The following is a 20,833-nucleotide window of genomic DNA, read 5'->3' as shown; positions in this document are numbered from 1 at the left end:
ATGCATACTATTCGACTCACCATGGCCCAGGCGCTGGTCAAATATCTCGCGGCTCAGCGTATCGAGATGGCTGGCCGGGAGGTGCCACTGTTTGAGGGGGTATTCGCAATATTCGGTCATGGCAATGTGGCCGGCATGGGGGAAGCCCTTTACCACGTACAGGATGAATTGCCGACCTTTCGTGCTCATAACGAGCAGACCATGGCCCACGCAGCCATTGCCTTTGCCAGAGCCAACGGTCGCAGGCGTTTAATGGCGGCGATCAGTTCGATTGGCCCGGGGGCGACCAATATGGTGACGGCTGCTGCGCTCGCTCATGCCAATCGCCTGCCGGTCCTGCTGCTGCCAGGGGATACCTTTGTCACTCGTGAACCTGACCCGGTCCTGCAACAGGTGGAGCATTTCGGTGATCCCACCATCAGCGTCAACGACTGTTTTCGTCCGGTATCACGCTATTTTGACCGCATTCATCGTCCCGAGCAGTTGTTGACCAGTCTGCCCCAGGCGATGGCTGCGCTGCTTGACCCTGAAAACTGTGGCCCGGCAACCCTGGCGTTGCCACAGGATGTACAGACCTTTGCCTACGACTACCCAGCCGCCTTTTTTACTCCGAGAGTACATCATGTTCGCCGCCCGCCACCGGATGCTCATGAGTTGCATCAGGCGATTGCTGCACTGAAACAGGCCAGCAGGCCACTGATCATTGCCGGTGGTGGAGTTCATTACGCCGATGCCTGCGAGGCCTTGGCAGCATTTGCCATGGCGCGAGGTATTCCCGTCGCTGAAACTCAGGCCGGCAAGGGCGCACTGGCAGATAGCCATCCCTGTGCGACAGGAGCCATTGGTGTGACCGGCAGCGCCGCCGCCAACCAGTTATCGGAGCAGGCCGACGTCATCCTGGCAATAGGTACGCGGCTGCAGGACTTTACTACGGGATCACGGGCATTGTTCGAAAGCAGCGATAAAACGCTTGTTGCGCTTAACGTGGGCCGTTTCGACAGTCTGAAGCATCAGGCCCTTCCGCTGTGCTGCGACGCCCTGATCGGGCTCGAACAGCTCGATGCCGCGCTGGGCGAATGGCGCAGTAGTGATGTATGGCGTGAACAGACCGGCACCCTCAAGCGTGAATGGAGTGACGTGGTACACCGCATAACGGCAGATCAGGGACTCGAGCTGCCCACGGATGCTCAGGTGATCGGTGCGGTCAATCGGCAGGCCCTCGACGATACCACCGTAGTCTGTGCCGCCGGTGGACTGCCCGGTGAATTGCACAAGCTCTGGCAATGCTCGGGGCCGGGCAGTTACCACGTGGAGTATGGCTTCTCCTGCATGGGGTATGAAATTGCTGGTGGGCTGGGCGTTAAAATGGCCAGGCCCGAGCGCGAAGTGGTGGTGATGGTAGGCGATGGCAGCTATCTGATGCACAACTCGGAGCTGGCGACCTCGGTGATGCTGGGCCACAAGCTGGTGGTGGTAGTGCTTGATAACCGCGGCTACGGGTGTATCAACCGTTTGCAGCATGCCACCGGCGGTGCAGGATTCAACAACCTCTTGAAGGATTGTCGCGCTATCGATGCGGGGGCACCTGAAACCGACTTTGCAGCTCACGCCAAGGCGCTGGGCTGCGAGTCCGAAACGGTAAGTGGCATTGCGCAACTGGAGCAGGCATTGGTGCGCGCCCGCGCTGCTCGGACTACCTATGTGATTGCCCTTGAAACGGACCCATTACCCAGCACCCAGGAAGGCGGTGCCTGGTGGGAGGTCGCCGTACCCCAGGTCTCTGAGCGCGAAGCGGTCAATGCCGCTTACAAAGGCTATCGAGAGGCCAAGCAGCGCCAGCGCCATTAATGCCAACAATATTCAATGCCAAGGAATTACGTTATGCCAACCGTCACTTTGGGTATTAATCCGCTGACCTGGACGAATGATGACCTGCCCAGTCTGGGCAGTGAAACGCCTTTGGAAACCTGCCTGAAGGAAGGGCGCGAAGCAGGCTTCAGCGGTTTTGAGCTGGGCAACAAGTTTCCGCGAACGCCCGAGGCCCTGAACAGCGTTTTGCGTTCCCACGATCTGTCACTGGTATCAGGCTGGTATTCCGCGCGCCTTCTTGAGCGTAGCCCTGACGAAGAGATTGAAGCCATTCAGGATCACATGCAGCTTCTCAAGCAGTGTGGAGCCAAAGTGATGGTGCTCTGTGAAGTTACTCATTGCGTACATGGCGATCAGCAGCGTCCGCTTTCCCAGCGACCGCACCTTGCCGAGGATGACTGGCAGCGCCTGCTGAATGGGTTGAACGTTGTTGGTGACTATCTTCAATCTCAGGGGATTCAACTGGTGTATCACCATCACCTGGGGACGGTGATCGAAAGTCAGTCCGACATTGAGCGCCTGATGGATAACACGGGCATGGGGGTGGGCCTGCTGCTTGATTTCGGTCATCTGCGCGGTGCCAATGGTGATCCGCTCGCCATTGCCCGGCGCTATAGTCAGCGTATCCATCATGTTCACTGCAAGGATCTGCGCTTTCCTGTGCTGGATGCAGTTCGAAATCGGGATAAAAGCTTTTTGAATGGTGTACTGGACGGCCTGTTTACCGTGCCTGGAGATGGCAACGTGGACTTTTTGCCAACCCTGACCCTTCTGTGCGAACAGGGCTATCAAGGCTGGCTGGTAGTTGAAGCCGAACAGGACCCCGAAGTTGCCCACCCGTTGACCTATGCTCGTCTGGGCTACCGTAATCTGCGCCAGCTTGCCGAACAGGCCGGTTTTGACATTGCCGACTGACACAGCCCCCGCGCCCTGTTATCTGGAGCCCTTGTGAAGACGTTATCCCACTATTTCGGCGGCCGGTATGTGACCGGCCGGCATCAGCGTCATGCACCGGTCTATAACCCGGCTACCGGCGAGCAGATTGTTCAGGTGGTGCTGGCCAGTGCCGACGGAACCCGCGACGCGGTACGCCGGGCCCAGCCCGGCGCTTGCGCATTGTTCGTCCTGCCTGCCGGAGCGAAGACACAATGAAAACACTTAATATTGGCCTGATCGGCACCGGCTTCATGGGCAAGGCCCATGCTGTTGCCCTTAATGCGGTTTCCAGTATTTTTGATCTACCTGCAAGGCCCGTTTGTGAGTTGCTCGCCGATGCTGATCTCGCCAGAGCGAAAAGCCGTGCAAGTGCCTGGGGGTTTGCTCGCGCCACTGATGACTGGCGTGCCCTGGTGGCGGACAGCAGGGTGGATGTGGTTGATATCTGTGCCCCCAACTTCCTGCACAAGGAAATAGCGCTGGCCGCCATTGCCGCTGGCAAGCATGTGTATGCCGAAAAGCCGCTTGCGCTTTGTACGGCTGATGCCGAAGAGATGGTGGAGGCGGCTGAAAGGGCTGGCGTTAAAACTCTGGTGGGCTTCAACTATATTCGCAATTCAGCCACTCAGCTGGCTCGCGAGATTGTCATGCGCGGCGAAATCGGCGAGCTGGTTCACTTCCGGGGGCGACACAATGAGGACTACCTGCTTGATCCGCAAAAACCCCATGACTGGCATACCATGCGCGCAATGGCGGGCGCCGGGGCATTGGGCGATATAGGGTCACATATTCTCAATATGGCGGAGTTTTTAACCGGGCAGCGTATTACTGAGGTGTGCGGTCAGCTGCAGACCGTTATCGCGTCGCGGCCTGAAGCCGACGGTGCCGGCATGGCTGCCGTGGAAAATGATGATCAGGCTCAGGCCATGCTGCGCTTTGACAGGGGGTTGATGGGGAATATCGAAACGTCCCGGATAGCCGCCGGAAGAAAAATGGGCCTTGCTTATACGTTGACGGGAACCCGCGGGGCCATCGTGTTTGATCAGGAGCGCATGAGCGAATTGCAGCTTTATCGCGCTGACGATGCGACAGGGCGGCGTGGTTTTACCACGTTGCTGGCAGGTCCCGAACACCCCGATTATGCCGCTTTCAGTCCTGCGCCGGGGCATGGCCTGGGCTATAACGATCAAAAGATTATCGAAGTGCGTGATCTGATCGAGGGGATCTTCGGCCAACGTTCCCTCTATCCCGACTTTCGTGAAGCTGCACGAGTAAACCGTCTGATTGATGCCATCGAGAAGTCGGACAAGACCCGTCAGTGGGTTCAGGTAGCGTCCTGAGGAGGTCTGTGCCGCTTCCGGATAAGTGTCCGGGCGTCGTCCCTGCTCTGACAGGTGGAAAGGAAGCAATGATAGTCAGACATCATGCAGATACAGCGGGCCGGTCATCAGACATAAAAAAAGCAGGCCAGTAATAACTGGCCTGCTTTTTTCAATGTTTGGTAGCGGGGACCGGATTTGAACCGATGACCTTCGGGTTATGAGCCCGACGAGCTACCAAGCTGCTCCACCCCGCATCAACTTGAGGTGCATACTACGCTTTTTTTTATATCTGTCAACAAATTACACCAAATCAATTTCAATCTTCAAAATCCAGTCGGCCGATCAGGGCATCAAGCTCAGGGTGCAGCGCTTCCCATTGGGCGTGACTCACCGGACCGGTCGCCAGCAGACTGCACAGCCATCGTGCAAACTCTTCGCTGAGGCTGTGTATCTGGCCCACATTGTCGTTCAGACGTGCGACCTGGATATCGAGCCTGCGGTCGTTGTCACTGTCATCGATCGGGGCGTTGGCCATCAGTGCCAGGTGAACACGCAGTCGCTGCAGCGTATCATCCTCTACCCGAACCGGTTGGCGTCGCTGAAGGTTGCGATGCTGGTGAGCCTGGCGCGCATCGCTGTCAAGGTCTGTGCCATTGACCAGTGATACGTCCTCGATGCCCTGATCAGCCAGGGCGGCATCATCGGCTGATACATGGGCGTCGAAGAGAGGGCGCCAGGCATGCCACCGTTGCTTCAGTACATCATGCGCCAGTGAGTGCAGTTCATCGCGACGCTGACGAACGATGCCGCGCCAGCGTTTGCGCATGCCTTCGCTGCGCCGGCCGCGTGGCAGGGGCTCAAAGGTATTGAATTCGGCTTCGGCCTGATCGAGGGTCTCGGCGTCCGAAGCGTGATTCGGATGCCAGTTATCGATGCGATCAATCAGCGTCTGCAGATCGTCCAGATGGCTGTCTTGTTCGTTGCGGCGCGTCTTGCGTTCATCATCGCGCCAGGCGAACAGCTGGTCGCATGCCTGACGAAACTGTTTCCAGAGTCGCTGTTCCTCACCCTTGGGGGCTCGCCCCAGACTGCGCCATTGCTGTTGCAGATCCTTGGCTTCTCGGGTGCGCTGCTCGATATCCCGTGTATCCACAAGCAGAGCTTCGGCCTGTTCGGCCAGTGTCCGCTTCTGTTCGGCAATATGATGCGCCTGCTGGTCAATCAGGGCCTGTACACTTTGAAGAGCAAGCCCGAACCGGTGTTTCAGGGCGTCAACATGCTGGCGAGGCAGGGGAGTGTGCTGCCGCCACTCTTCCCGGGCCTTGTTGCGAATGGTACGCAGGGCATCCGGATCAGCCCGCTGGTCGGCATGGGCAATCAGTTCTTCAAGCTGAGTGCACAGGGCTTCACAGAACGCGCGGTTTTCCTCGCGCTGCTGGCCAAGCTGGGTGTAGTAGTCTGCCAGGCTTGACCGAATACGATCCGAGGCCGTGCGAAAGCGCTGGGACAGCTCGCGCGTCGCTGCGGCATTTCCCAGCAGTCGCCATTCATTGACCAGTTGGCGATGGCGCTGATCCTTGTTGACATCGGCCATGGGCTGCTCGGCCAGTTCTTCCATGGCGGTACACAGGTGCTCTCGTTTGGGCGAAGCAACGAAGCTGCGCCAGTCCCGCAGTTCGGCCAGTCGGGCTCGAAGCCGTTTGACCGTGGCATTGTGGCGGTGCCGATCAGCGTCACTCAGGCGGCCGAAACGGTGATTCAAGGCATCAAAAAGACGCGTTGCGCTTTGAAGCTCTCCGTCTGTCAGGAGCTTATCCAGTTCGTCCAGCTGCTGTTCAAGGCGCTGGCTGTCTTCACGGCTTCGAGTGTCATCCCGAGTCTGTTTCAGGCTCTGGTGGGTCTCGAGGGCGGTGTCGACTTCACGCATCAACAGGGGCAGTGGGTAATCTGCCGGCCAGTGCACCAGGCCGCGAAGTCGGGCCAGTTCACCCATGTCCTGTTCATCCAGCGCCTGCTCGATATCCGCTCGGTGATCATCCAGCAGCTGCCAGGCATCAACAAGCTGGTCAATGATGACCAGCGCACTGTGGTAACGGGCCTGGCGTTCCGGTGTGGGTGAATTGTGTTCACTGAGGTAGCCCCAGCGTTCTGCCTGCAGGCGCCTTAGCGCCAGCAGGCTGTCGATATCCTGACGTCGCGGGTGAGCCTCGCCTTTCAGGTGTGTCAGTGCGTTCTCGAGAGCTTCGACAACGGCGGCCCGGTCTTCACGTTCCCTGTTCAGGGCCTGCTCGTGTTCCTGTGCGGCAAGCAGCTCGGCATGATGATGACGGATGACCTGCTCGCAGCGCTGATGGGCATTCTGGAACCGGAGCACCTGCTCTTCGCCGGCTTCGCTGGCCATGGTGTCCCATTCCTTCAGGAAATGGCGATGCCGATGTTCATACAGGGCATCCCACGGCGCCGTGGCGTGTTTTTCCAGACTCGCGATCAGGGCTTCCCGCTGTTCGTGGCGGCGCTGTACTTCCTGCGCATCCTGCTGGCGCTGATTCAGGCGATCGCGTGCATAACGTACGATATGTCGGTCGCGGGTTGACTGGCGGACAAGCTGCTCGAGGCCTTCATCGCTTTCTACTCGTTCGGCGGCGGCGTGACGCACTGCGGCGATCCGATTCTGACAGGCCTGTTCGATCAGGCACTTTTCATCCCGGATCCGCGCCAGTGCAGCAAGACGCAGTTGCTGATTATCGGCGTTGGACGCGACCGCCTTCAGCAGCGCCTGCTCGCTGATCAGCTCAAGCAGCTGCTTTCGCTTCTCGATCGGCAGGGGGTGCGCGGAGGTGCCGTTCAGGTGCTTGATCAATCGGGTCTGAATGACATCATTTTGCTGCTTGTCGAGGCGGGCCAGCATCAGCTCCGGGTCATCAAGGCGAAACAGGGCCGCATCACGTACCTGGGCATTGTCATCATTGAGCAGTGCTGTCAGCGTTTCCCGGTCCTGCTGCGGGTCCAGGGAGTCGATGGCCTGCCGGCGACGTTGTGGATCGGGATGACGCCAGGCGGGGGCGAAAAAGCGATTGAAAAATCCGAGCATGGGATGTCCTGAGCGCGATGGGTGAGTCGACGCAATAGAAGCCGGTACCGTGACGACCGGCATTGAAATACAGTGAAGCAGTTTACATGGGTGGGGCACCCATTTTAAGCACGTCCTTGCTCATCCCGGCGTACAATACCGCGATTGCCCGTTATGTCGCTTCTGATCTACACCTGACATTGCCGGGAACAAGCCGTATCATCAATTGCGTTTGACCGTTACTGCCTATAGCGTAAGCCGCCTGGATGCGTGAAATACGGTACGGGATCCAGGAAATATCAGCCAATGTGGAGCATGGCATGAGCCTCAACATGGACAGGGAAAATACGGCCTTTACCTTCAAGGGCGGCATGCTGCCAATGACGGTTATGGAGCTGTCCAGTGCCGACCCGGAAGAGATCCGGGCGCAACTGGTCAGCAAGATCAGTCAGTCGCCGGCCTTTTTTCAGCATACGCCGGTGGTGCTGAGCGTCGAAAAACTCGACGAGCCGCACCTGGCGCTGGAGCGTCTGTGTGCCGTCTGTCGTGCTCACAAACTGCTGCCGGTCGCGGTGCGGGGTGGCGCTGACGGGGTCAAGCAGTCAGCCTGGGCTCTTGGGCTTGGCTGGTTTCCGCCTACCGAGGAACGCGCACGCACCGTGGAGTCCGTACCGGCGGTGGTACCGGCAGAGCCGGCCGTCGATATTGCGGTACCTGGTGGTGGACGCGTATACCGGGGAACGGTACGTTCCGGTCAGCAGGTCAGTGCCCCCGACGGCGACCTGGTGGTAGTCGGTGCTGTCAATGCCGGCGCCGAGATTCTGGCGGCAGGCAGTATTCATGTATATGGCCCATTGCGTGGACGCGCTCTGGCCGGTATCCACGGCGATACCGATGTCGGGGTGTTCTGCAACGAATTGAATGCCGAGCTGCTCTCGATCAGCGGGAATTACAAGCGGCTGGAAGATATTGACCCTGCATTGCTCGGGCGAGCCATTCAGGTGTATTTGAACAACGATCATTTATATATCGAGGCGCTGTAACAATCCGAGGGCAACCGGATAATGTACTGCGTAACGTCAGCATAGGAATGTGATTTTGGCCAAGATTATCGTAGTGACCTCCGGCAAGGGCGGAGTAGGGAAAACCACCAGCGCGGCAGCGATTGCGACAGGGCTGGCGCTTCGTGGCAACAAGACCATTGTTATCGATTTTGACGTGGGCCTGCGTAACCTTGACCTGATCATGGGATGCGAGCGCCGCGTGGTATATGACCTGGTCAATGTGATTCAGGGGGAGGCGACGCTCAACCAGGCCACCATTCGCGACAAGCGTACTGAAAACCTGTATATCCTTCCCGCGTCCCAGACGCGTGACAAGGATGCGCTGACACCGGAAGGCGTCGAGCGCATTCTGAGTGAGCTCAAGGAAGAATTTGATTTCATCATCTGCGACTCACCGGCCGGTATCGAGCGAGGTGCCCAGCTGGCGATGTACTACGCTGACGAAGCCATCGTGGTGACCAACCCCGAAGTATCTTCCGTGCGGGACTCGGATCGGATTCTGGGCCTTTTGTCGTCCAAGACCCGTCGCGCAGAGCAGGGCAACGATCCGGTACGCGAGCATCTTCTGATCACCCGCTACAATCCGGAACGGGTGGATCATGGAGACATGCTGAATCTGGATGACATTACCGAAATCCTGTCGATCAAGCTGATCGGTCTGATTCCAGAATCCGAAGCCGTTCTTCGGGCCTCGAACCAGGGGGTGCCGGTCACGCACGATAACAGCAGCGACGCCGGTCAGGCGTATGCCGACACTGTCTCTCGCCTGCTGGGAGAAGAGGTCACCCTTCGCTTCCACCAGGCCCAGAAGAAAGGCTTTCTCAGTCGTATATTCGGAGGGCGCCGGTGAAACTTCTCGAATTTCTTAAGCGCGAGCGGAAAAAGTCCGCTTCGGTGGCCAAGGAGCGGCTGCAGATCATCGTGGCGCACCAGCGAGGCCATCGCGGCCAGCCCGATTACATGCCCATGCTCGAGCAGGAACTGCTGGAAGTAATCCGCCGCTATGTGTCGGTGGATCAGGAAGCAGTCAATATTACGCTCGACAGCGAAGATGACTGCTCCATCCTCGAGCTGAACGTCACACTGCCCAACAGCAAGGACAGCTGATCCCGGCAGGGGTCCATGTCCGGTATTTGATTAACAGGAGGCGGGGTGCAGGCCACATTCTTGTTTCATGACTATGAAACCTTTGGTGCAGATGCGCGAAGGGACCGTCCGTCCCAGTTTGCTGCCATTCGCACTGACGAGCAGTTCAATGTGATCGGTGAGCCGGTTGTCTGGTACTGTCAGCCGGCGGATGATTATCTTCCTCATCCCGATGCCTGCCTGATTACCGGTCTGACGCCTCAGAAGGCGCGTCGGGAAGGGATGCCTGAAACCGAGTTTGCCGGACGAATTGCCGATCTGATGCAGGTGTCCAATACCTGTTCACTGGGGTACAACACCCTGCGCTTTGATGATGAGATCAGTCGTCATCTGTTTTACCGTAACTTCATTGACCCCTACGGACGTGAATGGCAAAACGGCAATTCACGCTGGGACCTGATCGATGTGGTACGCGCGTTTTATGCGCTGCGTCCTGACGGTATTCAGTGGCCGGAGCGTGAGCCCGGGGTGCCCAGCTTCAAGCTTGAGCATCTAAGCCAGGCCAACGGGATCGAACACGGCAACGCCCATGATGCGCTGGCGGATGTGTATGCCACCATCGAGCTTGCGAAGCTGCTCAGAGCGCAAAATGCCCGGCTATTCGATTACCTGTTGTCGCTGCGGCGCAAGCAGACGGTGGCCGAGCAGCTGGATGTGCAGCGCCGCAAGCCCATGCTGCATATCTCTCGTCGTTATCCGGCGGTACGCGGTTGCAGTGCGCTGATCATCCCGTTGGCCAGGCATCCCTCCAACCCCAATGGGGTCATTGTCTATGACCTGTCGGTGGATCCGGAGCCATTGTTCGAGCTGTCGCCGGAGGCTATCCGTGCACGGGTGTTTGCCAGTGCCGATGAGCTGAGCGAGGGTGAACATCGTATTCCTCTCAAGGTGATTCATATCAATCGCTCTCCGGTCGTCATGCCGATCAGCGTAGTGGATGAAACCGTGGCTCAGCGTCTTGGCATTGACAAGGCGCAGGCCGAGCAGCACTGGAAGGCGCTGGCCGGGCGAGGCGACGTGGTCGGCAAGGTCGAGGCCGTCTTCGGCGAGGGGCCACCCGGTGCTGCCGTGGAAGACCCGGATTTGATGCTGTACAGCGGAGCGTTCTTTTCCGGCAGTGACAAGCGGGAAATGGCTCGGGTGCGTGAGTGTCCCGTAGAGGCGCTGCATGAGCTGCAGCCGTCATTTCAGGATCCGCGGCTGGAGGAAATGCTGTTCCGGTATCGGGCGCGCAATTATCCGGTCACGCTCAGTGATGAAGAACGCCGACAATGGGAGCAGTTTCGCTGGGAGCGCATGAACTCGCCTCAGTTGTCATCGCTGACGCTGCAGCAGTTTGCGCGTGCGATCGAACGGCTTAATCAGCAGCCCCTTGAAGATCGTGATCGTCAGCTACTGGAAGAGCTGGTGCTGTATGTCGAGGGCATGATGCCGGAAGAAGCGTTCGGCTAGCTCGGCACTCTACCTTTACAGCAATGAAAGACGCGCCTCAGGGCGCGTTTTTCATTGCTGGTGCCGGAGGCAGGGGGCGCAGCCCCCAGTCAGGCGCGGGTGGCGGCACGGCCTTGTCGCTCGGGCGGGCGTGGAGTGTTATCGAGGGGGATTCAAGGGCCTGTTTCCATGCGGCCTGGACGTCATCCGGTGTGAGTGCGCGTACGGCGTCAGCCATGCGTTGTCGGGGATGCGTACCCAGTGTATTCATTCCCAGTGCCTGCCAGTGCCTGCTGGTCAACTCGTCGAGTGTGCGTGGTTTTTTCAGCAGCTCGCGTACCAGATTCTTCTGGTAGGGGGCCAGGGCTTTCGGAGTGGCGGGCGGGTGCAGGGCCTGAATCAGTGTCTGTATACGCTGGCTCAGGTCATCTCCATCATGTGTGGGAGACTGTACGGTCATCATGATGCCTGGGGCATCCAGTATGGATTGATAACCGGCTCTTACCACATAACCCAGCTGCTGCTCGGTACGTAACTGATTATAAAAGGGCGAGGCGATCCACTGTCCCAGTACGGCAGCGGCGGCGCGCGTTCTTTCATCCCGTGAGGGCCATTGAAGGTAGCGGATGACGGCATGATTGCCGTCATCGACCGGAATGGTCCAGGCCGGCGCCTGACGCGTTGGATACTGGGGGGCGGGGGTGTCGATGGCGGTATCCGTCAGGTTCGGATGCAATTGCTGTTTGATTGCCTCGACAGCTTGAAGGGCATGATCCTGGGTGATATCGCCGGTAATCATTCCCTCCAGATGCAGGTGGTTGATGAAACGTGCCCGGAATGCTCGCAGGTCCGAAGCGGTAATGCCCTTGAGCGCCTGTTGCTGCTGTTGCTCGGTAAAGGCGGGCATCACTGTCAAAGGGTGAAGGGCGGCTGCCAGACGCTGCCAGGCAGGATTCTGACGTTGACTGATCAATGACTGGCGCAGTTCGGTGGTGAGCCGCTCCACATCGTCAGCCTGTATGGCGCCAGTCTTCAATTGGGTCAGCATGCGTTTGATGATGAGGGGCTGACGGTCTCTCCAGCCGGTCAATGACAGGGTGATGCCTCTGGCATGGCTGTAGGCGCCGATCTGCTGACCGGCAGTGGCGGCGTGATAAAGGGTACTGCTCAGGCTGTCGATCCACCATCGGGCCAGCAGAGAGGTCAGGATCTGCTCTCGTGCACTGGCATTGGCTCGTGGCGTTTGCAGGCTGAGTCGCCACGCTGTTCGGGGGCTGTGAAACTGTCGGGTGCCCTGATACCAGATATCCATTTCCGGTAGATCAACAAGGCGGGCCGGTGGCTGCCTCTCTGGTCCTTCCGGGGTCAGATTGCGCGCGATATAAGGATTGGGTGAGGGGAGCCGCAGTCCATCAAGTGGCTCGGCATCAGGCCACGCGGTGACGGCATGCGTCGTATAGCTGGCCTTGAACCAGGGACTGGTCTTCTGCCCTTGAATGTCGGGACCACTGTACAGTCGAAGCAGCCGCGCCGGGCGCAGGGCTGACAGAATCGCACGCAGTTCAGGAGCATTGAACTGGTCCATGACATAGGGTGCCCGACGCAAATCCGTCAGAGGGTACTGATGGGCGTGGCTGCTCAGGTAGATCGCGAGGTTGTCGGTATCGGGGACGTCTTCAAAGCGGAATTGCTGACGAGCCAGTTGTTCCTGTTCCTGGTAGCGCCAGCGCAGCAGCCCCCCGGCCCTGATGTGAGTCACAACGTCGAACAGGCTGGCCTGAATCCGGTCCAGATGGCGTGCTCCTTCAGGAGTAAGCTGGATGCCGACAGTGAACAGTGCCTGGCGTCCAGTGAGCTGATTGACACCGGCTGTCAGGCCATTGGCCCAGCCCATGGCCTTCAGGCGAGCCAGCAGGCTGCCTGGTCCTTCATCACCGATCAGGCCTGCAATGAAATCGGCGGACTTGTTGTGAATATCGCGCTCGTTATGGGCGATCGGAAACATGAAGCTTACGGAGCGCTGGTCGCGACGGCTGTGTACGTTCAGGGTGCGGGGCAGGGTTTCTGGCTCAAAGAGCGCCGGGGATGTGCGTTCGTGATCAGGCAAGGCGGTGTCCGATGCGCGGACCCGGGAAAAATGGGCACGGGCCATAGACTGCAACTCTGTCTGAGATTGCGGGCCGACCAGTGCCACGGTCATTTTCCCTGCGTGATAATGGGTTTGATAGAACGTTCTGACCGCCTGCGCCAGTCGGTCAGGATCCCCGCCCAGTGTTTCAAGATTGCCTACCGTAAAGCGATGTACCGGGCTATCCGGGTTCATGACCTGAATCATCGCGTCTCGTCGACCATCCGCGTCATTATCCAGCCGCATGCTGAATTCTGCATTGACGGCGTGACGTTCCCGGTCGACGTAATGGCTATCCAGTGTGGGGGCTGTAAAAAAGCCGCTGAAACGCTCAATCAATGCTGGTAACGCTTTGGGGCTTACACTGGCGTGGTAGTTGGTATTGCGCAGTGTGGTGTAGGCGTTGTGTTGTCCGTGATGCCGACTCATGAAGGTGTCAAAGGCCCCGGGCGCCGGATAGTCCCGTGTACCCAGAAACAGCATGTGTTCGGTCAGATGGGCAAGCCCCGGGTAGGCCGCCGGGTCATCCTCGCTGCCGGTTTCGACGTTTACGGCTACCGCCGCGCGCTCGGCACCCGGATCGTGAGCCGTAATGACGGTCAGGCCGTTATCCAGCGTCATGGCCTGGTAGGTGGCCGGATCATTCGGGCTTTTTTTGATGATCGAGGCCGCTGCGGTCATCGGCAGGGAGGCAAGGTTCAATCCTGTAAGCAGCAGGCAGAGTGCGAGCCGGGAAGGCGTCATGGTGTATCCGGTGTGTCGTGGTGCCTGTCGACCAGCATCGGGCCGGTCGGGTGGGTGCATTGCATGGACTGGTTCTCTGGACTGTTGACCAGGGTTGTGACCGGATAGGCGCCCAGGGGTTCCGGGAACGGGCAGGAAAGCATCTGGTGCACCTCATCCATCGGCGTGTCCGGTGACAGCCACTGTCGAGCCCGGTGAGGCGCTATGACGGCCGGCAGCCGATCGGTCAGTGGCGTCAGGTGGGGCAGCGAGGGAACGGTAATCAATGCGCAACTGTCGTAATGAGTGAACTGCTGTTCAAAACGACACCATAGTCCGGCCAGCAGCAGCGGTCGCCGCTGGATATGAACGACCAGAAATGGCTGCTTGCGCTTGGGCTGCGGCTTCCATACGTAAAAACCGGATACCGGGATCAGGCAGCGCTGCGTGGTGATGGCATCCCGGAACATGGGGCGCTCGAACAGGGATTCGGCTCGAGCACAGTGAGGCGCATGGTCCAGTACCTTGAGCCATGGGGGGGTAAGGCCCCAGAAGCATTGATCAAGTACTGCACCGACTCCGGCCTCATGGCGCAGGGTGCTGATGGGGCGCCGAGGTGCCAGATTGGTACTGGTAATTACCGGCCCGCGTCGCGTCAGTGGCGATACTGCGGAGGGGAGGGAAAAATCACCTACCCATAGTCGACCTGCCATGCCACTCCTTAACCTGTTTGTTCATGTTTTTACACAGGGGAACAAAGCCCTTGCGTTTAAACCGGTGCGCGATATGCTGTACGAAAACGCTGTTCGATGATAATTATACCAGGGGAATGCAATGGCCCGTCCACGACAGCATGCACCGGATGAGCTGCATGCGAGAGTGATGGCGGCATGTGATGAGTGGCTCGTGTCTCAGCCGATCCACTCCCTGTCGTTACGCTCCATCGCCCGAGAAGTCGGGTGCGCGCCGAGTACGTTGCTTAAACTCTACGGCAGCTTCAGTAATCTGTTGCAATACGTCAATATCGATACCCTCAATGCCCTGCGAAGCGGCATCGAGGAAGACAATGAAGATCATGCGCCAAGTGAGCGCATCTACCGTCTTGCTCGCCTTTACTGGCAGTTTGCCCAGAAATACCCGTACCGATGGCAACTGCTTTTTGACCATCCGCTGGCGCAGGAAGGAGAGCTTGATCAGCGCCAGAGTAACATGATCGAGCAGTTGTTCATCCGCGTGGAGCAGACTCTTCGGGAGATTCAGCCCACGCTTAGTCAGGTCGAGGCCAACTACATGGCCCGCTCTCTGTGGGGCAGTGTTCACGGGCTGGTGCAGCTGGGACTTAACGAGCGTCTGGGATATTGGCAGGGCAAGCCGCTGGAGGTCACGGAGCTGCTGGATCAGTTGTTGGCTACCATCATTCGCGGTCTCCGCTACAAGGACAGCGCGTGAGTGCAGAAATGATGTGGCACCGGCGCTTTGCGCCCTTTTTCTGGACTCAGGCGCTGGGTGCATTCAACGACAACGTGTTCAAGAATGTCCTGTTGTTGCTGGTCACCTTTGTTGCCGTGCCACAGCGCGGCTGGGATGCCGGTCTTGTCAATAACCTGGCAGCCGGTCTCTTTATTCTTCCCTTTCTGCTGTTTTCCGCACTGGGCGGTGCGCTGGCCGATGCCATGGACAAGCGGCGCCTGATTACTGCGCTTAAATGGCTGGAGCTGTTGACCATGCTCGGGGCTGCCTGGGCATTGATCAACGGAGCCTTCGAAGTATTACTGGCGCTACTGTTCATGATGGGAACGCAGTCAGCGCTGTTTGGCCCGGTAAAGTACGCCATTTTGCCCCAGCACCTAGGGCGACATGAACTGGTCAGTGGCAACGCCTGGATTGAAATGGGTACCTTTCTCGCCATTTTGCTGGGTACCCTGTCATCTTCCTTTCTGCTGTCCGAGCCTTCGGAAGGCAACTGGCTGGCCGCCATATGCCTGGTGGTCGTGGCATTGATCGGGCTGGGCACCTGCTGGCTTATTCCCTCCGCTCCTCCTGTCAGATCTCACAAGGTGCGCTGGCAGCCCATTCGCGAATCAACGCGCGTCATGAAGGACGCCTGGCGTGCCAAACGGGTTTTTCCAGCCCTGGTGGCCATCAGCCTGTTCTGGTTTCTGGGCACCTGTTATCTGACACAGTTGCCGATCTGGACTCGCCAGATCGTCATGGGAGGTGAAACGGCTGTCAGTCTGTTGCTGGCTGCCTTTGCCGTCGGTATCGGGCTGGGTGCCTTGATCTGTGCACGCCTGTCAGCCGGCCGCCTTGAAGTCGGCCTGGTACCCATTGGTGCCCTTTTGATTGCACTGGGTGGGTTCGGGTTTGCCATGACAGACCCCCTGGCCAGTGCGCCACAATCGATGGCGTCCCTGTTGTCCATGCCCGCGTTGTGGTGGATGCTTTTGAAGCTGGCGACGGTGGGCGTGGGAGGCGGGCTTTATATCGTGCCGCTTTATACGCTGATTCAGTTGCGCAGCCCGGAAGATCAGAGAGCGCGGATGATCGCTGCCAATAACCTGCTGAATGCTGTCTTCATGATTGCTGCAGCAGTGTTCGGTGTGCTGGTGCTCAGTGTCTTCAAGGCTTCACTATCCACCCTGTTTGTATTGCTGGCCCTGCTGGCCCTGTTGATTGCCGTCAGTGTAGCCAGTCTTCATCCTCGGCCCACCATGCGCATTGTCATTTTCCTGCTGGTGCATTGCTGGTATCGGTTGAGGCTTTCCGGGCGTCGTCATATTCCGGCCGAGGGCGCTGCACTGATCGTGTGTAATCATGTCAGCTTCATGGATGCACTGGTCATGGGGGGCGCCAGCTCACGTCCGCTGCGCTTTCTGATGGACAAGCCGATCTATCAGTCACCGTGGATGAATTGGTTTTTTCGGATTGCCGGCGCTATTCCGGTGGAATCCGAACGTCGTGATCCCAAGGGGATGCGCCGAGCGCTCGATCAAATCAGCGACGCGTTGCGTAATGGTGAAGTGGTGATGCTGTTTCCCGAAGGTCGGTTGACCCGGGATGGTCAGGTACATGAATTTCGGCGCGGGATCGAGTTGATCCTGAAGCGAGACCCGGTACCTGTCGTGCCGGCGGCCCTGTCCGGCCTGTGGGGGTCATGGACTTCCCGCCAAGGGGGGCGGCCCTTCAAGGGATGGCCGAGCCGGTGTCGTGCACGGGTCTGCCTCAGATTCGGTGAGCCCTTGCCGGCGGATACCAGCCGTCTGGACCTGCAGCATGCCGTCATGGCGTTGAAGGAAGAGGGCGATCTGACCGCCAGTACCGCTCCGCTTTCACCGCCACACTAGCTTCTTCACCAGGCTGGCTTATCCTGCCAGCTTGGGGGTGGGCCAGGGCAGGGTGATGGTTGCAGAGAGGCCGCCAAGGTTGCTCTCGCCCAGGGTGAGGGTGCCGCCATGGTGGCCAACGATCTGTTCAACAATGCCCAGCCCCAGTCCGTGCCCGCTGACCTGCTCATCCAGGCGCGTTCCCCTGTTCAACACATCACCTCGATGTTCGATGGCTATCCCTGGGCCATCATCATCAACCTGCAGGCGCATGGCATGTTCTTCGGCATGAAGCGTGAGGCGAGCCTGACTGGCTGCCCACTTGCCGGCGTTATCAAGCAGGTTGCCCAGCACTTCCAGTAGTTCATCCCTGTCCCACGGAAGAGAGGCAGGCTTGTCCCCCAGACAGAGAAAGCGAATCCTGGGACCATGAATTTCACGCAGGGTATCCAGCAGTGGCGGCAAATCGTGTTCCGGGCGAAAGCGTGCGGCCGGTGATACCTCACTGGTATCAAGACGTGCTCGCTGTAGCTCACGCTCGACCAGTCGATGGATATCATCCAGCCGGTGCTGCAGGCCCTTCTTGATATCAGGATGCTGATTGAGTTCTTCCCTGGAAAGCAGGGCTTCCATCACGGCCAGCGGTGTCTTGAGGGCGTGCCCCAGATTGGCAATGCCATCGCGTGAGCGGTTGAGCACCTGCTCGATGCGTCCGAGCTGATGGTTGAGCTCGGTAACGACCGGAGATATTTCAGCGGGCATGGGGGTTTCAAGGGCCATGCGTTCGCCTTCGTGAAGCTGGGCCAGTTCCTGCTGCAGGCGGTCAAGTGGCTTGAGGCCAAGCCGGATCACACGACGCTGAATCAATACCAGAAGCCCTGCCATGGCCCCGCCGAGCCCCCAGATGGACCAGCGAAGCCAGAATAGCCGGTAGGTTACCGGGGTATAGTCAAGCGCAGTCGTGACCTGGATTTCATGAGTGCCACGGTGGTACTGACCTGTCCATACCAGTAGTTTCTGGTCTTCCGGACCGGGCTCCAGTCCGTGGGACAGGCCTTGGCTATGGGGCTTGATCTGAAAGTCCCACAGCGAACGGGAGCGAATGGGCGGCAGGTCGTCAATCTGGATAAGAAAGTAGTGACCGGAATATACGCGATTAAAGGATGCTCGCAGTGTATCCGGATCAAGGCGCTGTGGGCTGTTTTCAAGCTGGGGGTTGGCGATCAGGCTTTCAGCATCCTCCTGTAGTCGCTCCCCCAGATAATCGCGCGTTGCGTAGTCAAACAGCAGCACGCTGCCCTGGGCCAGCAACAGCATGACGACCAGGCTGGCCAGCAACAGCCCCATGTCCAGCCGTCGGGTCAGCGACATCATGTCGTGCTGTCGCCACCAAATCGATAGCCCTGGCCACGTTGGGTCACGATGATGCTGCGGCCCAGTTTCTGGCGAAGGTGGTTGATGTGGACTTCGACCACGTTGGGGTTGCGGTCATGCTCGCTGTCGTACAGGTGATCCAGCAGCCGATCCTTGGGAATAACGTGTTCGGGGTGGTGCATCAGATAGCGCATGATCGCAAATTCGGCGCGGGTCAGACTGACGGCCTTGCCTTCGCTGTCGCGCATTGCTGTCTGGCTGTTTTCATCCAGAGTTACACCTGCGACAGCCAGCGTCGGAGAGGGGCGCTGGCCATGACGGCGCCGAACCAGTGCCTGCAGACGCAGAATCAATTCATCCGGATGAAACGGCTTCGGCAGGTAATCGTCTGCACCGGCGCGAAGGCCGGTAATACGTTCGCTCCAGCTTGAGCGAGCCGTCAGAATCAGGATGGGGATATCCAGACCGGCTTCACGCCATTCTTCAAGCAGGCTCAGGCCGGGTCGGCCCGGGAGCCCCAGGTCCAGTACGATGACATCGTAGGGTTCCTTGACCGCCATGGTGGCAGCGTCGCGGCCATCGGTATACCAGTCCACGGCGTAGCCGTTTCTGCTGAACAGCGCGTTGAGCTCATCGGCAAGCGGGACATTGTCCTCAACCAGTAGCAACCGCATAACTTATTTTTCCTCGCTGGCGGTAATGTAATCACCTGTGACCGCATCGAATTTCAATTCCCAGACTGTGCCCTGGTCATCAAGAATATCAATTTCATAGATATAGCGGTCATGTTCCTTTTCAAGCTCGGCCTCCAGCAATTTACCGCTGTGATGGCGTCGTGCCTTCTCCAGTATGGCTGGAAATTCAATGATATGGCCCGAGCGGGTCAGGCGAAGCACATCATCCTGGGAGAGATCAGCCTGGCACGGCTGGGTCATGGCCATCAGGCATACCAGGACCAGGCACGGCCCGCCGATCCACAGGAAAGTGGCAGGGTGCCTTATGGCCCGCATCCCTGCGGCAGCAGCCGGCCAATGGTAGGCGAGAGTCATGGTGCTCTCCGTCGCGTCAAAGGCTCAAAGACTACTGTATTCGCGCCACTTCAACCTGAAACAGCCCTTGTGTCGGCCCTCTAGTCACGAATGGGGCGACGTACGGTAGCCTGCCAGCAGCGCGCTGCAGTGATCAGGTTGTCCTTGACGTCCAGAATTTCCATCCGGGACGTGCCGATCTGGAGGCAGGCTGCAGCATCGGGAAAGGACTCCAGGTGTTCGAGAATCAGTCCGTTGAGGGTTTTTGGGCCATCCGTGGGAAGCTGCCAGCCGAGCACCTTGTTCACCTCACGAATATTGGCTGTACCGTCAATGACATAGCTGCCGTCATTTTGCAGGTGTATGTCCTGATGGGTGCCCGAGACGTCGGTGGTAAATTCTCCCACGATCTCTTCGAGAATGTCTTCGAGTGTTGCCAGCCCCTGAATGTCGCCGTACTCGTCTACCACGATACCGATGCGCCGCTTTTGCTGCTGAAAGTTGAGCAGTTGCGTGTGGAGCGGGGTGGATTCGGGGATGAAGTAGGGTTCGCGGGCTTCCTGAACGATGGCAGCCTTGGTGACTTCCGGCTTGGACAGAAAGCGCGCAGCATTGCGCAGGTGAAGAATACCGATGATATTGTTGATATCACCCTTGTAGACCGGGAGCCGCGTGTGCTGGCTGGCCCGGATGTCAGCCAGCAGGCTGTCTATGGGGCTGTCCAGGTCCAGGCCGACAATCTCGTGGCGAGGCACCATGATGTCGTTGACGGTGACGTTTTCCAGATCAAGAATCGAGATCAGCATGGACTGGTGGCGGCGGGGAATCAGCGTGCCGGCCTCGTGCACCACGGTTCTGAGTTCATCTCGCGTTAAACTGGAAGCGCCGCCTGAAACATCCTTGATGCCAACCATGCGTAACAGGCCGTTCGAGATGCCGTTGACCAGCCAGACCAGCGGATACATGAACTTCAGCAGGGGCTCAAGAATTACCGAGGCGGGGAAGGCGATGCGCTCGGGCTTTACTGCAGCCATGGTCTTGGGCGTCACTTCGGCAAAAATCAGTACTACCAGCGTCAGGGCTGCCGTGGAAATGGCCGGACCGGAAACATCACCAAAGAAATGGATCGCGATGATGGTGGCAATCGAGGCTGCCAGATTGTTGACGAAATTATTGCCGATCAGGATGACACCGATCAGGCGGTCCGGACGGGCAAGCAGACGCAGTACGCGCTTGGCGCGCTTGTCACCGGCCTTTTCGAGGTGGCTCAGGCGATACCGGTTGATGGACATCATGCCGGTCTCGGAACTCGAGAAGAAGGCTGACAGGGCAATCAGTAGTCCCAGCAGGACAAACATCACCCACAACGATGTGTCGTTGCTCAAAATTCAATAATCCTCGATATAAAGCCAGAGATGG

The 20,833-nt window shown here is 58.5% G+C and carries 17 protein-coding genes and 1 tRNA gene; 10 read left to right on the top strand and 8 right to left on the bottom strand.

Annotated elements, in window-relative coordinates; genetic code table 11:
• From iolD to OQ287_RS12450, 4 genes are read left to right on the top strand one after another with little or no spacing between them, the layout of a single operon-like run.
• Window positions 1-1,848 carry a 3D-(3,5/4)-trihydroxycyclohexane-1,2-dione acylhydrolase (decyclizing) gene (iolD, locus tag OQ287_RS12465; protein WP_265896648.1) on the top strand — a complete coding sequence of 616 codons (1,848 nt, stop codon included), beginning with the start codon at window positions 1-3 and terminating at the stop codon, window positions 1,846-1,848.
• A gap of 33 nt (window positions 1,849-1,881) precedes the next feature.
• The gene (gene iolE / locus OQ287_RS12460) at window positions 1,882-2,784 is read left to right on the top strand and encodes a myo-inosose-2 dehydratase (protein WP_250938811.1); all 903 of its coding nucleotides are present in this window, start codon (window positions 1,882-1,884) and stop codon (window positions 2,782-2,784) included.
• Window positions 2,785-2,817: 33 nt separating this feature from the next.
• Window positions 2,818-3,021, top strand: a complete 204-nt coding sequence (locus OQ287_RS12455) for a hypothetical protein (protein WP_265896647.1) — start codon at window positions 2,818-2,820, stop codon at window positions 3,019-3,021.
• On the top strand, window positions 3,018-4,145 hold the full coding sequence (locus OQ287_RS12450; protein WP_265896645.1) for a Gfo/Idh/MocA family protein: 1,128 nt from the start codon (window positions 3,018-3,020) through the stop codon (window positions 4,143-4,145). The genes OQ287_RS12455 and OQ287_RS12450 overlap by 4 nt, the downstream gene beginning before the upstream one ends.
• Window positions 4,146-4,304: 159 nt before the next feature.
• Here OQ287_RS12450 and OQ287_RS12445 read toward each other — a convergent pair.
• Window positions 4,305-4,381, bottom strand: a tRNA-Met gene (locus OQ287_RS12445).
• A 62-nt stretch (window positions 4,382-4,443) separates the two neighbouring features.
• Window positions 4,444-7,218 carry a DUF349 domain-containing protein gene (locus OQ287_RS12440; RefSeq protein WP_265896644.1) on the bottom strand — a complete coding sequence of 925 codons (2,775 nt, stop codon included), beginning with the start codon at window positions 7,216-7,218 and terminating at the stop codon, window positions 4,444-4,446.
• 299 nt (window positions 7,219-7,517) lie between these two features.
• Between OQ287_RS12440 and minC the strand changes: the two genes are divergently transcribed.
• The 4 genes from minC to sbcB are packed head-to-tail and all read left to right on the top strand — an operon-like array spanning window position 7,518 to window position 10,859.
• Window positions 7,518-8,240, top strand: coding sequence for a septum site-determining protein MinC (gene minC / locus OQ287_RS12435; RefSeq protein ID WP_250938820.1), 723 nt, complete (start codon window positions 7,518-7,520; stop codon window positions 8,238-8,240).
• A gap of 55 nt (window positions 8,241-8,295) precedes the next feature.
• Complete coding sequence (gene minD, locus OQ287_RS12430; protein WP_250938821.1) at window positions 8,296-9,111, top strand: septum site-determining protein MinD; 816 nt, start codon at window positions 8,296-8,298, stop codon at window positions 9,109-9,111.
• Window positions 9,108-9,368 (top strand): cell division topological specificity factor MinE, encoded by a 261-nt coding sequence (gene minE, locus OQ287_RS12425; protein ID WP_250938822.1) that lies wholly within the window; start codon window positions 9,108-9,110, stop codon window positions 9,366-9,368. The genes minD and minE overlap by 4 nt, the downstream gene beginning before the upstream one ends.
• A gap of 45 nt (window positions 9,369-9,413) precedes the next feature.
• The gene (sbcB, locus tag OQ287_RS12420; protein ID WP_265896642.1) at window positions 9,414-10,859 is read left to right on the top strand and encodes an exodeoxyribonuclease I; all 1,446 of its coding nucleotides are present in this window, start codon (window positions 9,414-9,416) and stop codon (window positions 10,857-10,859) included.
• A 37-nt stretch (window positions 10,860-10,896) separates the two neighbouring features.
• Here the strand turns inward: sbcB and OQ287_RS12415 are convergent, their stop codons facing one another.
• Window positions 10,897-13,710, bottom strand: a complete 2,814-nt coding sequence (locus tag OQ287_RS12415) for an insulinase family protein (RefSeq protein ID WP_265896641.1) — start codon at window positions 13,708-13,710, stop codon at window positions 10,897-10,899.
• Window positions 13,707-14,402, bottom strand: a complete 696-nt coding sequence (locus OQ287_RS12410; RefSeq protein ID WP_250938825.1) for an SOS response-associated peptidase — start codon at window positions 14,400-14,402, stop codon at window positions 13,707-13,709. The genes OQ287_RS12415 and OQ287_RS12410 overlap by 4 nt, the downstream gene beginning before the upstream one ends.
• A gap of 121 nt (window positions 14,403-14,523) precedes the next feature.
• On the opposite strand from OQ287_RS12410, the gene OQ287_RS12405 reads away from it, so the two are divergent.
• On the top strand, window positions 14,524-15,138 hold the full coding sequence (locus OQ287_RS12405; RefSeq protein ID WP_250938826.1) for a TetR/AcrR family transcriptional regulator: 615 nt from the start codon (window positions 14,524-14,526) through the stop codon (window positions 15,136-15,138).
• Complete coding sequence (locus tag OQ287_RS12400; protein WP_250938827.1) at window positions 15,135-17,033, top strand: MFS transporter; 1,899 nt, start codon at window positions 15,135-15,137, stop codon at window positions 17,031-17,033. The genes OQ287_RS12405 and OQ287_RS12400 overlap by 4 nt, the downstream gene beginning before the upstream one ends.
• An 18-nt stretch (window positions 17,034-17,051) precedes the next feature.
• Here OQ287_RS12400 and OQ287_RS12395 read toward each other — a convergent pair whose 3' ends face one another.
• The 4 genes from OQ287_RS12395 to OQ287_RS12380 all read right to left on the bottom strand — a co-directional run bounded on the left by OQ287_RS12395 (window position 17,052) and on the right by OQ287_RS12380 (window position 20,799).
• Entirely contained in the window at window positions 17,052-18,386 is a 1,335-nt protein-coding gene (locus tag OQ287_RS12395; RefSeq protein ID WP_250938829.1) for a sensor histidine kinase, read from the bottom strand.
• Window positions 18,383-19,060 (bottom strand): response regulator transcription factor, encoded by a 678-nt coding sequence (locus OQ287_RS12390; protein ID WP_250938831.1) that lies wholly within the window; start codon window positions 19,058-19,060, stop codon window positions 18,383-18,385. Before OQ287_RS12390 ends, OQ287_RS12395 begins: the two co-directional genes overlap by 4 nt.
• A gap of 3 nt (window positions 19,061-19,063) precedes the next feature.
• Entirely contained in the window at window positions 19,064-19,435 is a 372-nt protein-coding gene (locus OQ287_RS12385) for a PepSY domain-containing protein (protein ID WP_250938832.1), read from the bottom strand.
• An 80-nt stretch (window positions 19,436-19,515) separates the two neighbouring features.
• Window positions 19,516-20,799 carry an HlyC/CorC family transporter gene (locus OQ287_RS12380; protein ID WP_250938833.1) on the bottom strand — a complete coding sequence of 428 codons (1,284 nt, stop codon included), beginning with the start codon at window positions 20,797-20,799 and terminating at the stop codon, window positions 19,516-19,518.
• Between the last annotated feature and the right edge of the window lie 34 nt (window positions 20,800-20,833).

Origin of the sequence: Larsenimonas rhizosphaerae (assembly GCF_026240105.1) — a bacterium.
In the GTDB taxonomy this organism is placed as follows: domain Bacteria; phylum Pseudomonadota; class Gammaproteobacteria; order Pseudomonadales; family Halomonadaceae; genus Larsenimonas; species Larsenimonas rhizosphaerae.
The sequence above is the reverse complement of the archived record's forward strand: the minus strand, read 5'-3'. Positions and strand labels throughout refer to the sequence as shown.

Excerpts from the sequence above, each read along its gene's own strand:
- OQ287_RS12410 (WP_250938825.1), bottom strand. The coding sequence starts at position 14,402 with ATGGCAGGTCGACTATGGGTAGGTGATTTTTCCCTCCCCTCCGCAGTA.
- OQ287_RS12440 (WP_265896644.1), bottom strand. The coding sequence starts at position 7,218 with ATGCTCGGATTTTTCAATCGCTTTTTCGCCCCCGCCTGGCGTCATCCC.
- OQ287_RS12395 (WP_250938829.1), bottom strand. The coding sequence starts at position 18,386 with ATGATGTCGCTGACCCGACGGCTGGACATGGGGCTGTTGCTGGCCAGC.
- OQ287_RS12415 (WP_265896641.1), bottom strand. The coding sequence starts at position 13,710 with ATGACGCCTTCCCGGCTCGCACTCTGCCTGCTGCTTACAGGATTGAAC.
- OQ287_RS12450 (WP_265896645.1), top strand. The coding sequence starts at position 3,018 with ATGAAAACACTTAATATTGGCCTGATCGGCACCGGCTTCATGGGCAAG.
- OQ287_RS12405 (WP_250938826.1), top strand. The coding sequence starts at position 14,524 with ATGGCCCGTCCACGACAGCATGCACCGGATGAGCTGCATGCGAGAGTG.
- iolE (WP_250938811.1), top strand. The coding sequence starts at position 1,882 with ATGCCAACCGTCACTTTGGGTATTAATCCGCTGACCTGGACGAATGAT.
- iolD (WP_265896648.1), top strand. The coding sequence starts at position 1 with ATGCATACTATTCGACTCACCATGGCCCAGGCGCTGGTCAAATATCTC.
- OQ287_RS12385 (WP_250938832.1), bottom strand. The coding sequence starts at position 19,435 with ATGACTCTCGCCTACCATTGGCCGGCTGCTGCCGCAGGGATGCGGGCC.
- OQ287_RS12390 (WP_250938831.1), bottom strand. The coding sequence starts at position 19,060 with ATGCGGTTGCTACTGGTTGAGGACAATGTCCCGCTTGCCGATGAGCTC.
- minC (WP_250938820.1), top strand. The coding sequence starts at position 7,518 with ATGAGCCTCAACATGGACAGGGAAAATACGGCCTTTACCTTCAAGGGC.